13 protein-coding genes and 1 tRNA gene are annotated in these 20,826 nt (G+C 58.7%); 10 read left to right on the plus strand and 4 right to left on the minus strand.

The window, feature by feature from the left end; translation table 11 throughout:
• Positions 1-96: 96 nt before the first annotated feature.
• A complete protein-coding gene (gene metH / locus NF685_RS07220; RefSeq protein WP_289847410.1) occupies positions 97-3,597 on the minus strand; it encodes a methionine synthase in 3,501 nt (1,166 codons plus the stop codon).
• A gap of 160 nt (positions 3,598-3,757) precedes the next feature.
• Here metH and NF685_RS07225 point away from each other — a divergent pair, with 160 nt between their 5' ends.
• From NF685_RS07225 to NF685_RS07255, 7 genes are all read left to right on the plus strand, one after another.
• Entirely contained in the window at positions 3,758-4,120 is a 363-nt protein-coding gene (locus tag NF685_RS07225) for a hypothetical protein (RefSeq protein WP_252849144.1), read from the plus strand.
• A 272-nt stretch (positions 4,121-4,392) separates the two neighbouring features.
• On the plus strand, positions 4,393-6,555 hold the full coding sequence (locus NF685_RS07230) for a peptidase domain-containing ABC transporter (RefSeq protein ID WP_222548702.1): 2,163 nt from the start codon (positions 4,393-4,395) through the stop codon (positions 6,553-6,555).
• A gap of 3 nt (positions 6,556-6,558) precedes the next feature.
• Positions 6,559-8,028: an HlyD family type I secretion periplasmic adaptor subunit gene (locus NF685_RS07235; protein ID WP_222546776.1), complete on the plus strand. Its 1,470-nt coding sequence runs from the start codon at positions 6,559-6,561 to the stop codon at positions 8,026-8,028.
• 27 nt (positions 8,029-8,055) lie between these two features.
• A complete protein-coding gene (locus tag NF685_RS07240; RefSeq protein ID WP_252849145.1) occupies positions 8,056-9,813 on the plus strand; it encodes a tetratricopeptide repeat protein in 1,758 nt (585 codons plus the stop codon).
• Positions 9,800-12,751 (plus strand): glycosyltransferase, encoded by a 2,952-nt coding sequence (locus tag NF685_RS07245; protein WP_252849146.1) that lies wholly within the window; start codon positions 9,800-9,802, stop codon positions 12,749-12,751. Before NF685_RS07240 ends, NF685_RS07245 begins: the two co-directional genes overlap by 14 nt.
• Before the next feature lie 114 nt (positions 12,752-12,865).
• Positions 12,866-13,801 (plus strand): hypothetical protein, encoded by a 936-nt coding sequence (locus NF685_RS07250; RefSeq protein WP_252849147.1) that lies wholly within the window; start codon positions 12,866-12,868, stop codon positions 13,799-13,801.
• 254 nt (positions 13,802-14,055) lie between these two features.
• Positions 14,056-15,279 carry a glycosyltransferase family 4 protein gene (locus tag NF685_RS07255; protein WP_222546780.1) on the plus strand — a complete coding sequence of 408 codons (1,224 nt, stop codon included), beginning with the start codon at positions 14,056-14,058 and terminating at the stop codon, positions 15,277-15,279.
• Positions 15,280-15,350: 71 nt separating this feature from the next.
• Here NF685_RS07255 and NF685_RS07260 read toward each other — a convergent pair whose 3' ends face one another.
• The 3 genes from NF685_RS07260 to NF685_RS07270 all read right to left on the minus strand — a co-directional run bounded on the left by NF685_RS07260 (position 15,351) and on the right by NF685_RS07270 (position 18,016).
• On the minus strand, positions 15,351-16,820 hold the full coding sequence (locus NF685_RS07260) for a carbohydrate porin (protein WP_252849148.1): 1,470 nt from the start codon (positions 16,818-16,820) through the stop codon (positions 15,351-15,353).
• Positions 16,821-17,031: 211 nt separating this feature from the next.
• A complete protein-coding gene (gene ppa, locus NF685_RS07265) occupies positions 17,032-17,553 on the minus strand; it encodes an inorganic diphosphatase (RefSeq protein WP_222546782.1) in 522 nt (173 codons plus the stop codon).
• A 148-nt stretch (positions 17,554-17,701) separates the two neighbouring features.
• Positions 17,702-18,016: a SelT/SelW/SelH family protein gene (locus NF685_RS07270; RefSeq protein ID WP_252849149.1), complete on the minus strand. Its 315-nt coding sequence runs from the start codon at positions 18,014-18,016 to the stop codon at positions 17,702-17,704.
• Positions 18,017-18,290: 274 nt separating this feature from the next.
• On the opposite strand from NF685_RS07270, the gene NF685_RS07275 reads away from it, so the two are divergent.
• From NF685_RS07275 to NF685_RS07285, 3 genes are all read left to right on the plus strand, one after another.
• Positions 18,291-18,364: transfer RNA gene (locus tag NF685_RS07275), tRNA-Ile, on the plus strand.
• An 82-nt stretch (positions 18,365-18,446) separates the two neighbouring features.
• Positions 18,447-20,126, plus strand: coding sequence for an energy-dependent translational throttle protein EttA (gene ettA / locus NF685_RS07280; RefSeq protein ID WP_222546783.1), 1,680 nt, complete (start codon positions 18,447-18,449; stop codon positions 20,124-20,126).
• Between the two features lie 83 nt (positions 20,127-20,209).
• A complete protein-coding gene (locus NF685_RS07285) occupies positions 20,210-20,752 on the plus strand; it encodes a GNAT family N-acetyltransferase (RefSeq protein ID WP_264813660.1) in 543 nt (180 codons plus the stop codon).
• The last annotated feature ends 74 nt before the right edge of the window (positions 20,753-20,826 follow it).

The raw sequence follows: 20,826 nt of genomic DNA on the forward strand, positions 1-20,826 counted from the left end.
CCGGCTGGGGGTATGCCTCCCGCAATGGTGGGAAGCATGGGTTGAACGCGTTTCATTCTAAGACCCGATGCCGCAATGCGCGGCATCACACTCAGGTCAGACGGTGAAGTATTTGGCGCGTGGATTGAGCATGACCAGTGCGGAAGTCGATTGCTCGGGATGGAGCTGGTAGCCGTCCGAAAGCGACACGCCAATGCGTTCGGCATCGAGCAGCTTCAGAATGGGCTCCTGATCTTCAAGGCGTGGGCATGCCGGGTAGCCGAACGAGTAGCGCGAGCCGCGATAGGATTGTGCCAGCATCTTTTCCATGTCGCGATCGTCTTCACCGGCAAAGCCGAGCTCGGCCCGGATACGCTTGTGGGTATATTCCGCCATCGCTTCGGCCATCTCCACCGAGAGCCCGTGCAGGTAAAGATAATCCTGATAACGGTTGGCCTCGAACCAGTCCCGCGCCAGATCCGATGCCTTCTGACCGACCGTCACGACCTGAAGTCCCACCACGTCGCGCTGGGCATCGTCGATATCGCGCACGAAATCCGCAATGCATTCGCCGTCTTCGCGCGGCTGGCGAGGCAGGGCAAAGCGCGCGGCCTCCGTCACGCCATCTTCATGGAACAGCACAAGATCGTTGCCTTCACCGGCAGCCTTCCAGTAGCCGTATATGGCCTGAGGCTTGAGAATGGCCTCTTCCGCGCAAAGTGCCAGCATACGCTTGAGCACGGGGCGGAGCTCCTGCTTGGCGTAGACCATGAACTCTTCGAGCGAGCGTCCCTGCTTACGGAAGCCCCACTGGAACTGGTACAGCGAGCGCTCATTCAGGAAGGGCAGCACGGCAGCAGGCGTGGCCTCGACGACGCGTGCGCCCCAGAAAGGCGGTACGGGCACCGGCTCGCCACCGGCCACACGGTTGCGGCGCGCGCGTGCGGCCTCCTTGTCTATGGGGGCGAAGCCGCGTGTCTCGGCCAGCTCCGGCGCACGTTCGGTCTTGCGCTGCTTGCCCGCCCGACGTGTCTGGATGGCGCTCAGATAGTCGTCGAACTGGTCGTTCACGACCTTGTCCATTAGCGAAAGCCCATCGAAGGCATCGCGCGCATAGGCCACACGGCCCGGTGCTTCGATGCCATAGGAGCGGGCGCATTCGTCTTCGACATAATTGCGTGTCAGCGCCGCACCGCCGAGGAAAACCGGAACATCGATGCCCTGTCGCGCCATTTCCTCCAGATTTTCGCGCATGATCACGGTCGATTTCACCAGCAGGCCGGACATGCCGATAGCCTGTGCATTATGCTCGCGCGCGGCGGCAATCATGTCGGCCAGAGGCACCTTGATGCCGAGATTGATGACGCGATAGCCGTTATTGGTGAGGATGATATCGACGAGGTTCTTGCCGATATCGTGCACGTCGCCCTTGACGGTGGCGAGCACCATCGTGCCGCGTGCCTGACCCTCAACGCGCTCCATATAGGGTTCGAGCCAGGCCACGGCGGTTTTCATGGTTTCTGCCGATTGCAGCACGAAGGGCAGTTGCATCTTGCCTGCGCCGAACAGCTCGCCCACCACCTTCATGCCATCCAGAAGCACGGTATTGATGATGTCGAGCGGCGGCATTTCTTCCATGGCGGCGGCCAGATCGTCTTCGATGCCTTTGCGGTCGCCATCGACAATACGATCCTTCAGGCGTTCGGCCGGGGTTTCGGCGCGTCGTTTCAGCACTGCATCGGCGGCTTTGCGGCCTGCGAAAAGCTCCAGCAGTTTCTGGAGCGGATCGTAGTCCTCGCTGCGTCGGTCGAAGATCAGATCCTCGGCCACCTTTACTTCCTCAGCAGCAATCAGATGCAGCGGGCGAATCTTGCTGACATGCACGATGGCACCCGTCATGCCCGCCTTGACGGCATGATCGAGAAAGACCGAGTTCAGAACGGCGCGGGCCGCTGGATTGAGGCCAAAGGAGATGTTCGACAGACCGAGAATGATCTGGATATCGGGGAAGCGTTCGCGGATCATGCGAATGCCTTCGAGTGTCCAGACACCCAGTTTGCGGTCGTCTTCCACACCGGTGGCAATGGTGAAGGTCAGCGGGTCGATCATCAGATCGGATTGCGGCAGACCGTGCTTGGTGCAGGCGAAATCGACCAGACGCTCGGCAATGCGTAGTTTGTCTTCCGGCGTTTTGGCCATGCCCACTTCATCGATGGTAAGCGCAATCACCGCAGCCCCGAACTTGCGCGCCAGAATCATGCGGTCTTCGGCATGGCCCTCGCCATCCTCGAAATTGATCGAGTTGATGATGGGCTTGCCGCCGTGCAGCTTGAGCGCAGCCTCGATGACCGGCGTTTCGGTGGAATCGATCACGAGAGGCGCATTCACCGAGGATGTGAAGCGCGTGACGACTTCATTCATCTCGGCGATTTCATTGCGTCCGACGAAGGCTGTGCAGAGATCGAGCGCATTGGAGCCTTCGGCGGCCTGCTCGCGACCGACGGCAACGCAGCCATCCCAGTCGCCTGCCTCCTGAAGCTCACGCCATTTCTTGGACCCGTTGGCGTTGCAGCGCTCGCCGATGGAGAAATAGGAGTTCTCCTGTCGCAGTGGCGTCTGGGTGTAGAGGCTGGCTACAGACGGCACCCAGTGATGGATGCGCTTGACCGGAGCCGGGCGATGGCTTGCGCCGCCGCGCTTGCGGAGCATTCCATCCAGCGCCTGGATATGGGGCGTGGAGGTACCGCAGCATCCGCCGACCAGATTGAGTCCGTCTTCGACGATGAAGCGCTCGACCCAGCTTGCCATCTCACCGGGGGTGAGGGGATAGTGCGTGGTGCCATTCACCAGCTCGGGCAGGCCTGCATTGGGCTGGATGGAAATCAGGCCGGGCCAGTTCTCGGACAGCCATTTCACGTGTTCCGCCATTTCCTGCGGGCCGGTGGCGCAGTTCATGCCGATAAGCGGCACGTCCAGCGCGTGAATGGTGGTGGCGGCTGCGGCAATATCCGGGCCGACCAGAAGTGTGCCGGTTGTCTCGACCGTGACCTGCACGAAAATGGGTGCATCCGAACCAAGCTCGCGCCGTGCGGCCTTGGCGGCGTTTACCGCAGCCTTGATCTGCAGCGTGTCCTGGCACGTTTCTATAAGGAAAGCATCGACACCGCCATCGATCAGCCCACGGCATTGTTCGATGATGCCGGCTTCGAGCGTGTCATAATCGATATTGGCCAGGCTGGGGAGTTTGGTGCCCGGACCGATAGAGCCCACGACATAGCGATGACGCCCGTCGCTGAATGTCTCTGCCGCCTCGCGTGCCAGTTCGGCAGATTTGCGGTTGATCTCACGCGCACGGTCCTGAAGGCCGAATTCGGCAAGCGTGACGATCGAGCCGCCGAATGTATTGGTCTCGACCATATCCGCACCGACTTCGAAATAGCCGCGATGGATTTCGCGCACGAGTTCGGGTCGAGAGAGCGTCAGGATTTCGGTGCAGTTCTCCTGCCCCCAGTAATCGCGCTCGACTTCAAGATCGAGCATCTGAATGCGTGATCCCATACCTCCATCGCAGAGCAGGACATTGTCGCGCAGGGCATCGAGAAGATGGGGGCGTGTCATGATGGCAGTGGGTCTCGCTGGAAAATCGGGCACGGATGAAGTGTCGCGACACAGGGTGCTACGGTTGCATGCCTTTTTTCAGAGGCAGGTGTTTATGTCCAGTGTGCGCATGAGCTAGCGTAGTGTCGGCACGGTCGCCGGGAAAGGAAAAGCGTTGAGCGTGGATGGGCGTATACCGCTTCTGATTGTGGATGACCGCACCGGGATCGACGATGCTGTCATGCATCGCCGGGGCGAGGGCGCTCTTCTCGATATGAGAGAAGACGGTGGTGAGGAGGGATGGCTCGTGCACCGTCGTCTCGCCTCGGAGGCTGCCGCGTTGTGGAAACATGACCGGTTCTGTGCGTGCTGTGTGGGTCAGCAACCTGTTCAGGCCGCACTCACCCAGCTTTTTCTGGACCGTGTGCGCGGTGTATGTCCGCATTTTTCATTTGCGGTGCTGTTTTGCGTATCGTGTAGCGCACACGCTCTTCGTGAATTGCTGCAACAAGAAGTCTTAGTCAGCGCGCGTTACCGAATTTAAATTCTATGTATTTTTTCTACGATCTGGAGGGAATTTACATAGTTACTGTGACGGAATATGAAGAGATCACCTGCCGAGGCGAGCGATTTCTATGACTTATGGTGAAAACGGAAGATTCCCGCTCGACAAGGAGAGGGGTTTTCGCGCTATTCGGGCGGTCTGAAGTCTGAGCGGCTTAGTGAGATACAAGAGGAAGCTTCGTGAACCATCGTGATGGCGTCGCTGCGGACAGCGAAACCCAGAACCCCGTCTATATCCGGCTTCGCGCCGCGATGGCTGCTGCCAAGTTCCATGGTCTGGATCTTGATATGCGCGATTTCGCGGCAGAGCCGGGGGAGGCCTCGCCGTCTCCGGCCTCCCTTGCGCGCTGGCTGAACGATAACGGTGCCGTGGCCAAGGGGATGCGTATCAAGTGGCGCTATCTCGTTCGCATGCAGAATACGCCGCCCATCGTTCTGATGTTCCGGGACGGGTCGGCTGCTCTGATGGTGCGGGCCGATCCCGAGAAGAATATTGTCTGGCTGCGCGATCCTCTGGGCGATGAGGGGAGTGTTCCGGTAGCGGTCGATGAGTTACGCCTCACGCAGGTCTGGACCGGCGATATCCTGCTGGTAAAGAGACGGCGCGATTTGTCCGAAGCCGATGCACCGTTCGACCTGATGTGGTTCGTACGCGTTGTTATGCGCGAGAAGCAGTCGCTGCGTGATATCCTGTTTGCATCGATGGTGTTGTCTGTTCTGCAGATCTTTCCGGCGATGATCGTCATGCAGGTGCTCGACCGTGTGGTGAATTACCACTCCATGTCGACCCTCGTGTCCATCACAGCAATTGTCGTCATTCTCAGCTTCTATGAGACGCTTCTGACTTATGGGCGCCGCGAACTGACGCTGGTCATGACGACACGCGTTGATACGCGTATCTCGCTTCATGCGTTCAATCGTCTGCTCGCCTTGCCACTCGAATTCTATGAACGAGAGCAGACGGGACGTATTCTCGGCCGTTACATGGCGATTTACAAAGTCCGTGACTTCCTTACAGGAAAGCTCATGTCGACCTTTCTCGACATGTTTACACTGCTGGTCATCCTGCCGATCCTGTTCTGGATGAGCTCGACACTGGCCTGGATGACGGTAGCCTGTGCCGGTCTGATCGGTCTTGTGATCGTGATTTTCCTGACGCCTATGACGCGTGTTTACAACAAGATGATCCGTGCAGAGATGGAACGCAGTTCTATCCTATACGAGACCGTCGCGGGTATCCGCACCGTCAAGACGCTGGCTCTGGAGCCGACCCGCCGCGAAAAGTGGGATGAGACGACTGCAGATGTCATCCGCTGGAAACTGGCTGCCGGAAGAATGCAGAACTGGCCTGCGACACTGGTCATGCCGCTCGATATGTTTATCAATCGCGGCATTATCCTTGTGGGCGCCTATCTGATTTTGACGGGTTCGAGCAGCATTCAGCCTGGTGCGCTCATGGCGTTCATGATGTTGGGTGGCCGTGTTGCCGCGCCTCTCGTCGGGCTGGCAAAAATCCTCGAAGATGTGAATGAGGTCATGACCTCACTGGGTGAGGCCGGTCTCGTCCTGAACCAGCCGACCGAGACCAAGGCGCTCACCTCGGGTTTGAGGCCGCCGATCAAGGGGGCGCTCTCTTTCTCACAGGTCGATTTCAGCTATCCCGGCACGACCATCAAGGCGCTGAACGACGTCAATTTCGAGATCCCGGCGGGTACCATGCTCGGTCTTGTTGGGCGTTCGGGCTCGGGTAAGTCGACCGTAACACGCCTGCTGCAGGGTGTGAGCCGTAGCTACACCGGTTACCTCCGTCTAGACGGGGTCGAGCTCCGAGAAATCAATCTGAGCCATTTGCGCCGTTCTTTCGGCGTGGTGCTTCAGGACAACTTCCTTTTCCGTGGCACGGTGCGCGATAACATTACAGCGGGCCGTCCGGGCTATACGATGGATGACGTCATCCGCGCGGCACGCCTCGCCGGTGCCGAGGAATTCATCGACCGCATGCCTGCGGGATACGACACGCCGATCGAGGAAGGCTCCACCAATATCTCGGGTGGACAAAGGCAGCGCCTTGCTATTGCGCGCGCCGTGATCAGCGATCCCAAGCTCATGATCCTCGATGAAGCGACATCTGCGCTCGATCCCGAGAGTGAAGCGCTGGTCAATGCCAATCTGCAGCGTATCGGCAAGGGGCGTACGATGGTTATCGTCTCCCACCGCCTGTCATCGCTGGTCGACTGTCATCAGATCTGCGTCATGGACAAGGGCAAGGTTGTCGATGTGGCGCCCCATAACGTGCTGCTCGAACGTTGCGAGATCTATCGCATGCTCTGGATGCAACAGAACCGTCATGAACATAGCACCCGTAACCAAGGCACCGATCACAACGATGATCCCATGCTGATGGATGAGGAATAAGCCATGAGCAACAAGGATATCGTTCCCGAAAGCGGGAAAGAAGAAGGCAAGAAAGAGGAAACTCGGGAAATCCAGCAGCACGTACCGCGTGCGGCCGATGATCCTTTTTCCCCCCAGGGTCTGCCGATTGCTCTCCTTGAGTTCCACTCGCCGAGTGCGGCGCTGGTCAACATGCCGCCGACAGCATCGGCACGCTATATTATCTGGCTGGTGAGTGCTCTTTTCATTTCCGGACTTGTCGCGGCGGCCGTATTCCCCCTCAACAAGGTCGTCAGTACGCCCGGGCGTCTGGTCGCCGTGAGCAATAACCTCGTTATTCAGCCCATGGAAATGTCCATTATCCGCTCGATCGACGTGGAACTGGGGCAGTACGTCAAAAAAGGTCAGGTACTTGCGCATCTGGATCCGACGATCACCAAGGCAGATATCGTCAATCTCAAGGCACAACGTGATTCCTATCAGGCGACGATCACGCGGCTGCATGCTGAGGCTGACGGTAAACCCTACACGCCCGACCTGAATGACACATCCTCTGTGCGTGAAGCAGCAGCCTTTGCGCGCCGCAAAGCCGAATATACGGCGAAGGTCGACCAGTTTGATCAGGAGATTGCCGCGCTGCAAAGCCAGATCACGGGCTCTCTTGCGAGTGCTGCCATGCATCAGAGTCGTGGGCGTGTCGCTAATGAAGTGCTGCAGATGCGCCGGCGTCTCCAAGCTGATCAGGTGGGTAGCAAGCTTTCGACGCTGGCCGCACAAAGCGAGTTGATGGACTCGGAGCGCGCGCAGATCGAGGCGCAGCAGACGGCCGCAGCCACCAAAGCCAAGCTGGCCGCCGCCCAGGCGGAACGCGACGCCTATGTCGAGAACTGGAAGGCGCAGGTTTACACGCAGATCGCCGAGGTGCAGCATCGCCTCGATGAATCCGTCGGCGACTACGAGAAAGCCGCTCTGAGAAACAAGCTGGTGGTTCTCAAATCGCCTGACGATGGTGTCGTGCTGAATATTGCCAAGCTGTCTGTCGGGTCGATCATTTCGCCCGCGCAGGTGCTCATGAGCATCGTGCCGACTGGTGCGGCGCTTGAAGTCGAGGCGGTGCTTAAAGGAAACGATGCCGGTTTCGTCAAGCTGGGCGATCATGCATTGCTGAAATTCGCGACGTTTCCCTACACACAGTATGGAGGCGCAGAGGGTACTGTGCGCCTTATCAGCGCCGACTCGTTTACACCGGCAGACATGAAGGCCGGTGCTACGGGACAGGCGCCGACAGGGGACGAAGACCCTTCGCAGAGTGGCTTCTATCGTGTGCGCCTTCGTATCGACCGCTACACGTTGCACGGCGTTCCGAGCTTCTTTCATCCAATCCCCGGTATGGCCGTCTCTGCCGATATCCAGGTCGGTAAACGCACCATGCTGCAATATCTCTTCAGCCGCGTTATCCCTGCTGCAACGAACGGTATGAGAGAGCCCAACTAGGCCAGCGATGATCCAGAGGAGAGTAGGGTGGCTTTGAAAACACGCTTGGCATCGATGGTTTCACGCGATGCCAAGCTCAGACACGCGATCACCCAGATCGAATCAGGCGAGAACGCGGTCAAGGGATTTGCTCAGCTTGGCCAGCTGGCTACGCAGGGCAATGTCGAGGCGCAATACCGTACGGGCAAGGCCTATCTCGAGGGGTGGGGAACGCCCCCAAGTCTCGAGGGCGGCACCCGATGGATAAGAAAGGCTGCCGAGGCCGGTCACGTTCAGGCCCGGCTTATGCTGGCGACCCTCTATCTCATGGGGTTTCCAGAGGATTTCGATGAAAACCGCCCCACGGTCCTTGCGGATAATCGGGAGCGAAAACGTATCCCCGATTTCGCTCAGGCTGCCCACTGGAGCCGCCTTGCAGCCGAAGCCGGGCAGCCCGATGCCCAGGCACTGCTGGGCTATGTGCTGACCAATGGTCCCGAGGATCTGCGCGATCTCCCCCAGGCAAGAGACTGGTATGAAAAAGCTGCTGCAGGCGGTTCAGCCCAGGGGCATCTCGGTCTCGGCATAGCCCTGCATACGCATCCCGATGGGCCGGATGACGTGAAGCGTGGGACTGCCGAGCTGGATCTTGCGGCGAAAGCCGATCTGGCAACGGCCTTCTACTTCCTTGCGTGGATCAATGAGCAGGGAATCGGGCAGGAGCGGGATTTTGCGGCAGCCGCGCGCTATTTCGAGAGGGCCGCAGAGCGGGGTGTCGTCCAGGCACAGACCCGCTATGCACTGTACCTGTTGCAGGGCAAGGGTGTTGCGAGACGCCTGGATCGGGCAGAAACATGGTTGCGACGCGGCGCCATGGGGGGCGATGCGGAAGCGGCGGCACTGCTGGGCGATCTGCATATCCGTGGCGAGGATATGGCGCCCAATTATCTCGAGGCGGCCACCTGGTACCAGATTGCGGCTGAGCTCGGCCATGGCGCCGCGGCACGTGGGCTCGGACTGCTGTATCTGACCGGGACGGGCGTACAGCGCGATCCTGACGAGGCCGCGAAATGGTTTCGTGTATCGGCTGAATGCGGCGATCGCGTTGCTGATGCCGATCTCGGCAATCTTGCCCTGACCGGTGTCGGCAATGAGGAGGATCGCGAGGCCATGCAGAGGCGCTTCCAAAAGGCCGCTGAAGAGGGCGATCTTGTCGGGGCGTTCAATCTCGGCGTCTGCTACGCGGAAGGCGTTGGAACCACCCGTGACGATTCACAGGCGGCGTACTGGATGCAGCGCGCAGCCGATGGTGTGGTCAATGCGCAGTACTGGCTGGGTAGAATGCATCTTGAAGGGCGCGGTGTGGCTGAAGATATCGGTCTTGCCATGCAATGGCTTGAACGGGCTGCGCAGGCGCGCATGCAGGAGGCCATGAGCCTGCTTGCCCAGATTCTGGTTTCAGGTCGGGCGCCCCAGGGGCAGGACCATGCCAGGGCCTTGTCCCTGTATCGGCAGGCGGCAGAGCAGGGCAATGTCGATGCCATGTTCTCCGTGGGGGCCATGCTTGGCGGCGGGCACGATGTTGCAACTGACCGGCACGAAGCACAGCACTGGTTCAGGCTTGCGGCAGAGAGGGGGCATGGTCTGGGTCAGCTGATGCTGGGGCGCTATCTCAAACGGGGCCTCGCGGGCGAAGTTAATCCGCTGGAGGCGCGTATCTGGCTGGAACGTGCCCAGTCGCAGGGAATCGAGGGCGCCACGGCAGAACTGAGCAAACTCGAACGGCGCCTCGGTGGACGTGACTGACGGGGCACCGCTTTCGTCAAGACGGCCTCCACCAGTCCAGTCCGGCTACGGTCATACGGTCACGCCGCAGGATCGCGCCGATTGGCAGCGTTGGCACGATGCCAAAGCGCAGGATGCCTATAAGCGTGGGACGGATGCGGTCCATCGTGGTGATACAGCGCAGGCCGTATACTGGCTGGGTCGTGCGTCACGTATGGCCCATAACAATCCCAACGTCATTTTCGCCTATGGAATGGCGTTGCTCGCAGCAGGCCAATGGGATGGCGCAGCGAAACGCATGGTCTGGATTGCCAGACGTTTCGTCATGCGCAAGGCCCTCGTCGGGCAGGCCATTGCGCTTTCCCACCTGGGACGGATGCAAGAGGCGGTCGGGATTTTCGCGTCCATGCTCTCCCGCTACGCCCCGGCCGAAGAGGCGATGGCCTGGGTTCGACTCTTCACAGCGCATTCCGGCCAGGTTGGCTGGTGTGCGACGAGCAATGACGGCGTAGTGCGAGGCGAATGTCCTGGTCTGGTCACCATTCGTCTCGATGGTGAAATTGTGGCTGTCGACCAACAGCTGCCTTATGCACTGCCGCGTGGATGGGAAAAAGCTGGGCGCCTCGATGTCGAGAGCGACGGCAAGTCGTTGTATGGCTCCCCTATCGATCTGACATCTATTCGTCTGATGCATGGTTTTGTGACGGTGCGCCACCACAGGCTTGAAGGGTGGATCTGGTATCCGGCCGATCCCGACTTTACGCCGCATGTCCTCATCGCCGCAGGGGAAAAACGATACGACATTACGGCATCCAAGCTGGAGCAGACAGCGCTTCTCGAAAAGCCGCTTGCCCGCCCGCGCCGTTTCAGTATCTCACTGGACGACCTTCCCTCGGGTGTCATTACACTGACTGACCGTTACGGGCAGGCTCTGACCGGCAGCCCGCTTTGTTCCGAAGCTGTTGCGCTTCTCGACCTCACGTCACCTGCTCTTTCTCAGTATAATCTTACAGAGACGGATACGCTTCGATCGGTCGAAAAACCTGCGTTTCCCCAAGTTCAGCCCCGTGTGCCTGGATGCGTTGTCATTATTCCGGCTTACCGCAACCTTCTTCTCACAAGGCAATGCATCGAAGCTGTCCTGAACGCGGGATCGGACGATATCGAATGTATCGTGATCGACGATGCAAGTCCTGAGCAGGATCTGCGCAACTGTCTTGCCGGACTCGCCGCGCAAGGAAAAATCACCCTTATCCGTCATGACAGCAACCGGGGATTTACGGCGAGCGCCAATGAAGGCCTCATGCGCGCTGCCGGTCGGGACGTCATCCTGCTCAACAGCGATGCGCTGTTGCCCCATGGAGGTATCGCGCGCCTCCGGGCATGGCTGGACAAGGATGAGCGCATCGGGACCGTCACGCCTTTTTCGAACGATGCGACCATTCTCTCCTATCCCTCCGTTACCCATCCCAACCCGACGCCGCACAGACGCGAGGGCGCATCGCTCGACAGGATATTTGCGTCTCTGCCCGATGCGGGTCTTATCGATCTGCCAACGGGAAACGGGTTCTGTATGGCGATACGAGGGGACTGTCTGCTTCAGACCGGGCTGCTGAACGTCGCCGTGTTCGCACAGGGATATGGCGAGGAAAACGATTTCTGTTGCAGGGCATCGGCCTTCGGGTGGCGTCATGTAGCGGCAACGGATCTGTTTGTGCGTCATATCGGCTCCGTTTCATTCGGGCGTACGCGTACGCTTCTTCTCGAACGTAACCTGCGTATGCTGCACGCACTTCACCCCCGCTATGAAAAGGCTGTGGCACGTTTCATCGAGTCCGATCCTCTGGCGCCGATACGACGTAATGCAGGGCTGGTGCGTATGCTTGCCCGACGCAAGGCAGCCGGGTCATGCCTGATCATGGTGACACACGATTCAGGTGGCGGGGTGGAACGTGTGGTGCAGAACAGAAGGCAGCAAGCTGAAGCAGCAGGCAGCCAGGTCATAATCATACGCCCCCATCAGAAAGGGTGCCGGGTCGAGGATTGCGGGGGTGACACGACCAATCTTGTTTTCGATCTGCCATGCGAATGGGTGGATTTCATTGCTGTGCTCAGACGTCTGAACGCCGGGCGTATCGAGTGGCACCACCTTCTCGGTCATGCACCGATGATGGTCGATCTCGCCGCTGCGCTCGATCTGCGCTGGGACATCGTGCTGCATGACTACATATGGTTCTGTCCCCGTATCTGTCTTGTCGGGCCGAATGGCCATTATTGCGGTGAGCCCTCTCTTGCCGGGTGTGAATCCTGTGTGATGCAGCAGGGATCGCTGATCGATGCGCATCTTTCCGTCGCTGAACTCGTTACACGCTCAGACCGGATCCTGCGCGACGCAAACAGGGTGCTTTCAGGATCTCACGATCTCAGAAGACGCATGCGTCGCCATTTCCCGGAGCTTGAGGTGGAGATAGAGGAACTTGAAACAGGGATCTTTCCCGAAACGAGACAATCGCGACCGCTCGATGGCGGGAGGCGCCGTATCTGCATTCCCGGAGCCATCGGTCGTGAAAAAGGTTATGAGATCGTTCTGCAACTCGCTGAAGATGCCGCAAGGCGTAACCTCCCGCTCGACTACGTCGTTGCGGGCTATACGATCGACGATGACAGGTTAATGGCGACCGGCCATGTTCTGATATCGGGAGAGTATCGGGAAGACGAAGCGAAAACAGTCATCGAATCGTTCAACTGCGATCTCGGTCTCATACCGTCGATCTGGCCCGAAACCTGGTGTTTTGCCCTGTCGAATTTATGGGACGCCGGTTTGCGGGCAGTCAGTTTCGATCTGGGGGCGCAATCGGAGCGGATACAGGCGAGCGGTCGGGGTTGCATCGTGCCATTAGGTATGCCTGTGTCGCTATTGAGTAACGTGTTGCTACACTTGGCACATCAAATGATATAGCTTTTACTAAGCATTAGCTGGTGTTATACATCCCTTTATTCCTCAGGAGAGGGTTTTAGTCACATTGTGCAAAATTATGGTATGCACAAATAAATCGAAGATGGGTCAGTGCAAATGTCCAATTCCGCGAATTCTTCCGGGACAGAGCAGGTCGTTCAGCTCAAGGTTCACGCTTCTCTGATGACATTCGATGCGGGACTGTATTGCGTGTTTCTGCCGCCCGAATATGCGGCGCAGAGCATCAATGGATATCCTGCTGTAACCGTGGCACAGGCCCCGAACATGCCGAATGGCATCGTGACGATCAAAACCTTCGATGATGACGGCGTTATCAGCAGCAGTCATGGGAGCGGTGCCGGTGCGGCTCTGGTGCGCGTGGCGCGTGGGCCAGCTCAGGTCATGGTCACGACCTATCAGGCTCCGGATAGCAGCCTGCCTGTGCCCGGTATCCAGGTGGCCCGCCTCTCTGGTGAGCCGGTTGCTGCACCGGCCGCTGCAGCCGCGCCCGCACCAGCAGCACCGTCGGCTTCACAGGCTGCTGCCTCTCAGGCCGGTGCATCCGAAGCCAAGCCCGAAGTGGCAGCCCATATCCAGAGACGTGGCGATGTCCTTGCCCGTATCGGAGAATGGATGGGTGAGCCCGGTAGCCAGAACTGGATCGAAGGATTCGGTATTGCGCCCCAGAGCCTTGTTGCGCCTGAGGATATCGAATATCAGGCCGTTCTCGGAAAAGGCTGGCTGTCACCCTGGGCTGAAGCCGGTCAGTATTGTGGGTCGCGTGGCATGGCCCTGCCTATTCTGGGGCTTTGCGTTCGCCTGAAGAACGGTGCGGAAGAGAAATACGATCTTTCGATCAGTGCGACATTCACGGACGGTACCCGTATAGGTCCGCTGGCGAACGGTGAGACTCTCGAAGCTGAATCCCTCGCACCGCTGGAAGCTTTCCAGGTCGAGATTGTGCCTCACAAGGCCGAAACCGCCCAGGAAGAGACATCTTCGCCCAAACCCGGCAAGAAGGCTTCGGCGCGTCGCAAGGCGACAGTGGCCTGACCGATTGACGCTCCCCTCATACGAAAGTCGTATGAGGGGAACCATCCACTCGATGGCCCGGGTTCGGAAGACTGCATGGATTTCGATGCCCGCAGACCGACCGGGCGCTCTTTCCGGTGCCTTGTGCAGCCAGTGTAGATAAGCTGAAAAGCAGCTGATTACGTGCGTCGATACGCTTTGCCAGCGCCTGTTTGAGATGCGCAGAGCCTCACGCTAGTTTCTGTCTGCCTGCATCAGAATGAAAGCTTCCGGTTTTGCGTTTCCTGTTCGTGCATCAGAATTTCCCCGGCCAGTTTCTGCATCTGGTCAGGCATCTTCATGAGCAGGGCGGTCATGAGATCGTTTTCATTTCCGAAGCCAATGAAGGGCATCTGCCCGGCGTCAGGCGCGTGCTCTACCGTCAGGATCGGGTGATTTCTCCTCACACCCATCCCTCCCTGCGTGAGCTTGAGATGGGGCTCAGTCGTGCAGAGGCTGTGGCACGGGCAGCCCAGACCCTGAAATCCCTGGGTTATGTGCCCGATATCATTATCGGCCATCACGGCTGGGGCGAGTTGCTGAATCTCGTCGATGTGTATCCGGCCACACCGATCCTCGGATATTTCGAGTTCTTCTATCATACCGACAAGAATGATGTGGATTTCGATCCGGAATTCCCGCCGCGTCCCGATCTTGCGCCGGTTGTACGTGTCAAGAATGCCATCAATCTTCTGGCGCTCAATCTCAACCAGTACGGGCAGACGCCGACCCTTTTCCAGAAAGGGACATATCCGGATTGGGCCCATGACCGGATCAGTCTGCTGCGCGAAGGCGTAAATCTCGATCTCTGTGCGCCTGAGCCGGGATTGTTCGAAAAGGATGTCGCAATCGGGCCGCATCTCATACGCCCTAAGGACAAACTGATTACTTTCGTTGCGCGCAATCTCGAGCCGTATCGCGGCATTCACAGTTTCATGCGTGCGCTTCCCCGTATTCTCAGAGAACGCCCGGATGCACGTGTTGTCCTTATTGGCGGGGATGGGACCAGCTATGGTGCGGCGCCGCCGCCAGATGCAGGAAGCTGGCGCGATATCTTCCTGCGGGAGGTTGCTGGACAGGTCGACCTGGATCGCGTCCATTTTCTCGGTAAGGTGGATTATGACACGTTCCGTCTGACGCTCAGGCGGTCGGATGCCCATGTCTATCTGACCTATCCGTTCGTGGCATCCTGGTCTTTGAGAGAAGCAATGGCGACAGGTTGCGCCATCGTCGGCAGTCGCACCGAACCGGTCGAGGAGTTCATTGCCGATCGCCGCAACGGATTGCTTGCACCTTTTCTGGAGCCGGACGGGATCGCTTCGGCCATTCTGGAGATCATCGAGGACAAGGCTCTGGCGAAGACCCTGCGTCGGGAAGCACGTCGCTACGCCGAATCCGAACTCTCGCTCGACGGCTACCTTGCAAACTACGACGCCCTGATTGCCTCCATCGTCAGGTAAAACGAGGGTGCAAACAGGGCGCTGAAGTCATTGCGCTATCTCTCCCCCACGCACTGGAGGAGAGTGGATGATCAGAAGATTTCGATGTGGGATTTGAAGCCCAGTGTCGCCGCATCCTTCAGACCGGGCTGAGCGCCGGGACGGATGAAGTACTGGAAATCAGGTGCGAAGGTGATGCCGCGCCATACGCGGATCTGATACATGGCTTCGATGACCATTCCGTTGGTCTGCGGGAAGAAGGAGCCATTGAGCAAGGTCTGATAACCCAGGCTCTGCTGGATCTGCTGGGCCGTTTTGACCTTTTTCGAGACCTGGATATAGCTGAAGTTCACACCCCAGGCGTCCAGTGGACGGGACTTCCAGAAACCACGGTCGAGCACGCCGAGCGAAAACTGACGTTCGCGCGTCTGTGTGACCGGCGAGTTATTATAGAACACGCCAAGCAGCGTGATGCCGGCATCGGGACCATTGCCCTTGTGACGCATGATCATCTGATCTGCCAGCGCATAGGCCGACCAGGAATTGTTGTGCACCTTGCGGGCCTGACCCGTGATGGCCCAGTAATTGTCGTTTACATCGTATAAAGCATCCGGATGCGGTGCCGTATCGACAATTCCACCGAGCTTGTAATGGCCCGGCAGCTTGTCCTTACCGAAGATCGGCTCCCAGCCGAACTCCACAGGGGCGGCTTCGCCATTGATATCGGCGCCGTTCCACTTGAAGCCGGTACGCATCTGCTGGACGCCGTAGATACCCATCGTGTTGAAGTACACACCGGCCTGGAGATAGGTGTACTGCGACGGGCGCACACGAATGCGGGCTGCCCAGTTCGAATCCGGGTAGGACGAATGGCTGGTATTATCTGACGATGCTTTCGGGTTGCCGCAGAAAGCATTGTTCATGAAGTTGCAGTACAGCGGATTGGACGAGAAATCGGTCAGCAGCGGAATACGGCCGGCAGCGATATCGAGGTGTCCGTTGAAAAGCGTCTCTTCGCCGTAGAGGTAGACGAGATGAACCACCACATTGCCGCCGCCGCCGTAGATTTCCTGGCTGGGGTTCAGATTGTCGCCGAACATGCGGCTGGCGGGAATGCCATAGCGGCCGACGAAAACGGCGTGGGTCGAAAAGCCGCGAATACCCGCCAGCTTTTCCCAGTCGATATCGTTTTCGAAGCCGTACTGGCCGGCATTGCTGCTGCCCTGACGCAGGCCCAGACCTTTTGTCGGGCTCGTAATGGCACCTGCGAACTCGTTGGTGGTATCTAGCAGGATTGCAACGCCATGCTGACGAAGCCACGTATTCCAGCCCCACGGGTCATCGAAAATGGCCTCTGGGTGGGGTAGCGGCGGAACGGACGAATCATGGAAATTATCCGTGCCAATGGGGCTCGACACGCGCACCGAAGGGGCAAGGCCCGTGCCGTTGGGAGCGCCGCCAGCGAGAGGCGACTGCGCCTGCGCGGAGGGAATGGCAGAGAAAGTGGCCAGGGCTGTGGTGACAATACCCAGAGCCTTGAAAGAAATACGGGTTAGAGACATTTGGGCAATCCGCCAGTCGGATGAGGACGCAGGGTTCCGATACAGTGAGGGAGAAGGACATCCTTTCCTAATCCCAACATGACCCTTTTATTACATTTGATTTAGTTTTTGCAACCGGGTGGCGCCCCGATTGCGCCTCACAGCGCTGTGAAACAAGAAACCGGAAAGACGATGTGTCTTTCCGGTCACTGTTTATTACAACGCGTCGCTGTTACTTGGCAGCGTCAAGAGCAGCGAGGATAGCTTTCTTCGCTTCTTCCGGGCCTTCCCAGCCCGAGACTTTGACCCACTTGTTCGGTTCGAGATCTTTGTAGCGTTCAAAGAAGTGGCCGATGGCCTTCAATGTGATTTCAGGCAGATCATTGATCGTCTTCACATTGGTGTATTCGCTATGGATCTTGTCATGCGGCACGCAGATGATCTTCTCGTCCTGCCCGCTTTCATCTTCCATCTTGAGCATGCCGATGGGGCGTGCACGAATGACTGCGCCGGGCACGATCGGACCCGGTGCGAGAACGAGCGCATCGGCCGGGTCGCCGTCGGCGGCAAGCGTGTTGGGGATGAACCCGTAAGCTGCGGGGTAATACATCGGCGTGAAAAGGAAACGATCGACGAAAACGGCGCCGCTTTCCTTGTCTACTTCGTATTTGACGGAAGAACCCTGCGGGATCTCGATCACGACATTGATGTCATCGGGAACAGATTTGCCGGGGGAGATTTTTGTGACGTCCATCACTTCAATTCCTGAAAGGGTTTATGCGATGGCGCAATCCTAGCCGTTCGATGCTTTCCTGCACAGATGCCGTAACGTTATGTACCGCTCATATTGTTCCATCCGCCACATGGGCGACGGATACGCCATGCCGGGTTTCATGTGCGCGTTAGCGGTCGGTATGCCCCAGATCGCGTTCGGGAGCGATCACGTCGCGTACGCGCTGCTTGATCTCCTTGGGACCGGGGAAGCCGCCATCGCGCTTGCGCTCCCAGATCAGCGTATCGTCGAGCATGATGCTGAAATGTCCGCCCGTGTCGGGAATGAGCGCGACCTCACCGAGATCGGTTCCGAAGCTGGAAAGCAGTTCCTGCGCGATCCAGGCTGAGCGCAGCATCCAGTTGCACTGGGTGCAGTAGCGTATGGCGATACGCGGACGCGCTTCAGGAGAAGGGCGGTCCGAAGGCATGATATCGGCGCACATATGTCTGGAATCCTTTCAGCAGGGCGAACTTCGATCCAACCGCAACGTACAGCGTCCCGGCACGGTTAAGCCATTGTACAAGGCGTGCATATGTCAGGGACGCGAGCCGGCCTGGAGAGGAGCAGCCGGGTGAGACCCTTGCAGGGGGAGAACCGGCCCATCGCAAAAAGAGAAAAAAGGCGGCTTCGTCGTTCATAATAAAGGATCGGGCCGATTTCTTTGTCATGTCATCTTGCAAAAAAAGACGAATTGCGCGATCTCCTGCACAACCTGTGCGCCTGTAGCTCAATTGGTTAGAGCAGGCCGCTCATAACGGCTTGGTTGCGGGTTCGAGTCCTGCCGGGCGCAGGGGTTTTACGCTCCGACAAGGAGCGCACTCGAGCCGCGTTCTCGTCCTTTTCCATACGACCATTCCATCAGGAGATCCGTCATGGCCGCCTATCAGTATGTCTATGTCATGAAGGACCTGACGAAGGCCTATCCGGGAGGCCGTGAGGTCTTCAAGGGAATCACGCTGTCCTTCCTTCCGGGCGTCAAGATCGGCGTGCTCGGTGTCAACGGTGCCGGTAAGTCCACGCTGCTCAAGATCATGGCCGGTATCGAAAAGGAATATGGCGGTGAGGCCTGGGGCGCAGAAGGCGCACGCATCGGCTATCTGGAGCAGGAGCCCAAGCTCGACGAGTCCCTGACCGTGGGTGAGAACGTGGCACTTGGTTTCGGCGACCTGAAGCGTGCTGTCGATCGTTTCAACGAAATCTCGATGGCCTTTGCCGAGCCGATGACCGATGACGAGATGAACGCGCTTCTGGCCGAGCAGGCTGAACTGCAGGAAAAGATCGACGCCGGCGATGGCTGGGAGCTGGATCGCAAGCTCGAGATCGCACTCGAAGCCCTGCGCTGCCCACCTGCCGACAGCCCTGTCACCATGCTTTCCGGTGGTGAGCGCCGCCGCGTGGCGCTGTGCCGCCTGCTGCTTGAAAAGCCCGATCTGCTGCTGCTCGACGAACCGACCAACCATCTCGATGCCGAGAGCGTGGCCTGGCTCGAAAAGACCCTGCGCGACTACCAGGGCACCGTCATGGTCATCACCCATGACCGCTACTTCCTCGACAATGTCACGAACTGGATTCTCGAAATCGAGCGCGGTCGTGGTTATCCGTTCGAAGGCAATTACTCTTCCTGGCTGACCCAGAAGCGCAAGCGTCTGGCCCAGGAGGAGAAGGAAGAAAGCTCGCGCCAGCGCGCTCTTGCCGCCGAGCAGGAATGGATCAGCGCCTCACCCAAGGCCCGTCAGGCCAAGAGCAAGGCCCGTATCACCAAGTACGAGGAAATGCTGGCCGCCAGTCAGGAGCGTGCCGGTGGCACGGCCGATATCGTCATCACCCCCGGCCCCCGTCTGGGCGGCACGGTCATCGAGGCCGAGAACCTCTCGAAGGGCTTTGGTGATCGCCTGCTGATCGACGGTCTGAACTTCAAGCTGCCGCCGGGTGGTATCGTGGGCGTGATCGGGCCGAACGGTGCGGGTAAATCCACGCTGTTCAAGATGATCACGGGTCAGGATCAGCCGGATGGCGGTGCGCTCAAGATCGGTGACACGGTCAAGCTCGGTTATGTCGATCAGTCACGCGACTCGCTCGATGACAGCAAGACGGTCTGGGAAGAAATCTCGGGCGGTACGGATGTCATCCAGCTGGGCAAGCGCACAGTGCCGTCGCGCGCCTATGTCGGTGCCTTCAACTTCAAGGGCGCCGATCAGCAGAAGCGCGTTGGCGTGCTGTCGGGTGGTGAGCGCAATCGCGTGCATCTGGCCAAGATGCTCAAGAAGGACAGCAATGTCATTCTGCTCGACGAACCGACAAACGATCTCGATGTCGATACGCTGCGCGCGCTTGAAGACGCGCTGGCCGAGTTCGCCGGTTGCGCCGTGGTCATCTCGCATGATCGCTGGTTCCTTGATCGTCTGGCCACGCATATCCTCGCCTTCGAAGGCGATAGCCATGTCGAATGGTTCGAGGGTAACTTCCAGGATTATGAAGAAGACAAGCGCCGTCGTCTGGGCCCCGATTCCACAGAGCCGAGCCGCATCAAGTATCGTCCCATCGCGCGCTAAGGGTTGAGGATGTCGGAGCGGTTCATCTCTGACATCCAGTCCGTCACTGTTCTGTCCGTTCGTCTGACGAAAGGGGGCGTCGCGTGACGCTCGGTCGTCAGATACGTACCCAGAGGCTTGTGCTACAGCCTGTCGGTTACGGCGATATGCAGGATATGATTCGCCTCAAGACCAATGGCGCCTCGTTCGGGCGTATGCTGGGCGGTGTACGCTCTGTCCGGCAGGTCGAGGACGAAATGGCCGATGACCTCTCCTTCTGGGCAAAGCGGGGCATCGGTATTTTCACGATCAGGGAAAATGGCCGTTTCGTCGGCATCACTGGGCTGCATGAGCGGCCGGACGGGCGTGGGCTGGGGCTTCGTTTCGCTCTGGTTCCGGAGGCGGCCGGGCGGGGGATCGCGCGCGAAGCTGCCGGTGCAGCCCTGCGGTTTGCCCTCGATGCAGGCATCGGACGCGTGGTCGGTGTGACACGCGAAGACAATATGCCCTCACGTATCGTGCTGGGCAGTATCGGCATGCATCATGTCGAAAGTTTCGAGCGCGATGGCTATCTGATGCTGGTTTATGAAATCAGTCAGGATGCGGAGAATTTGTCGGACAGGGCCGAGAGGGGCAACGCGACCTGAAGTTGTCGGCATGGCTGCCATAAGCCAAACTGGTCGCGGGGCTGTTAGACAGGGCTGTCAGCGTATCAGCATTT

The organism is Asaia lannensis NBRC 102526 (assembly GCF_024054035.1).
GTDB classification, from domain to species: Bacteria; Pseudomonadota; Alphaproteobacteria; order Acetobacterales; family Acetobacteraceae; genus Asaia; species Asaia lannensis.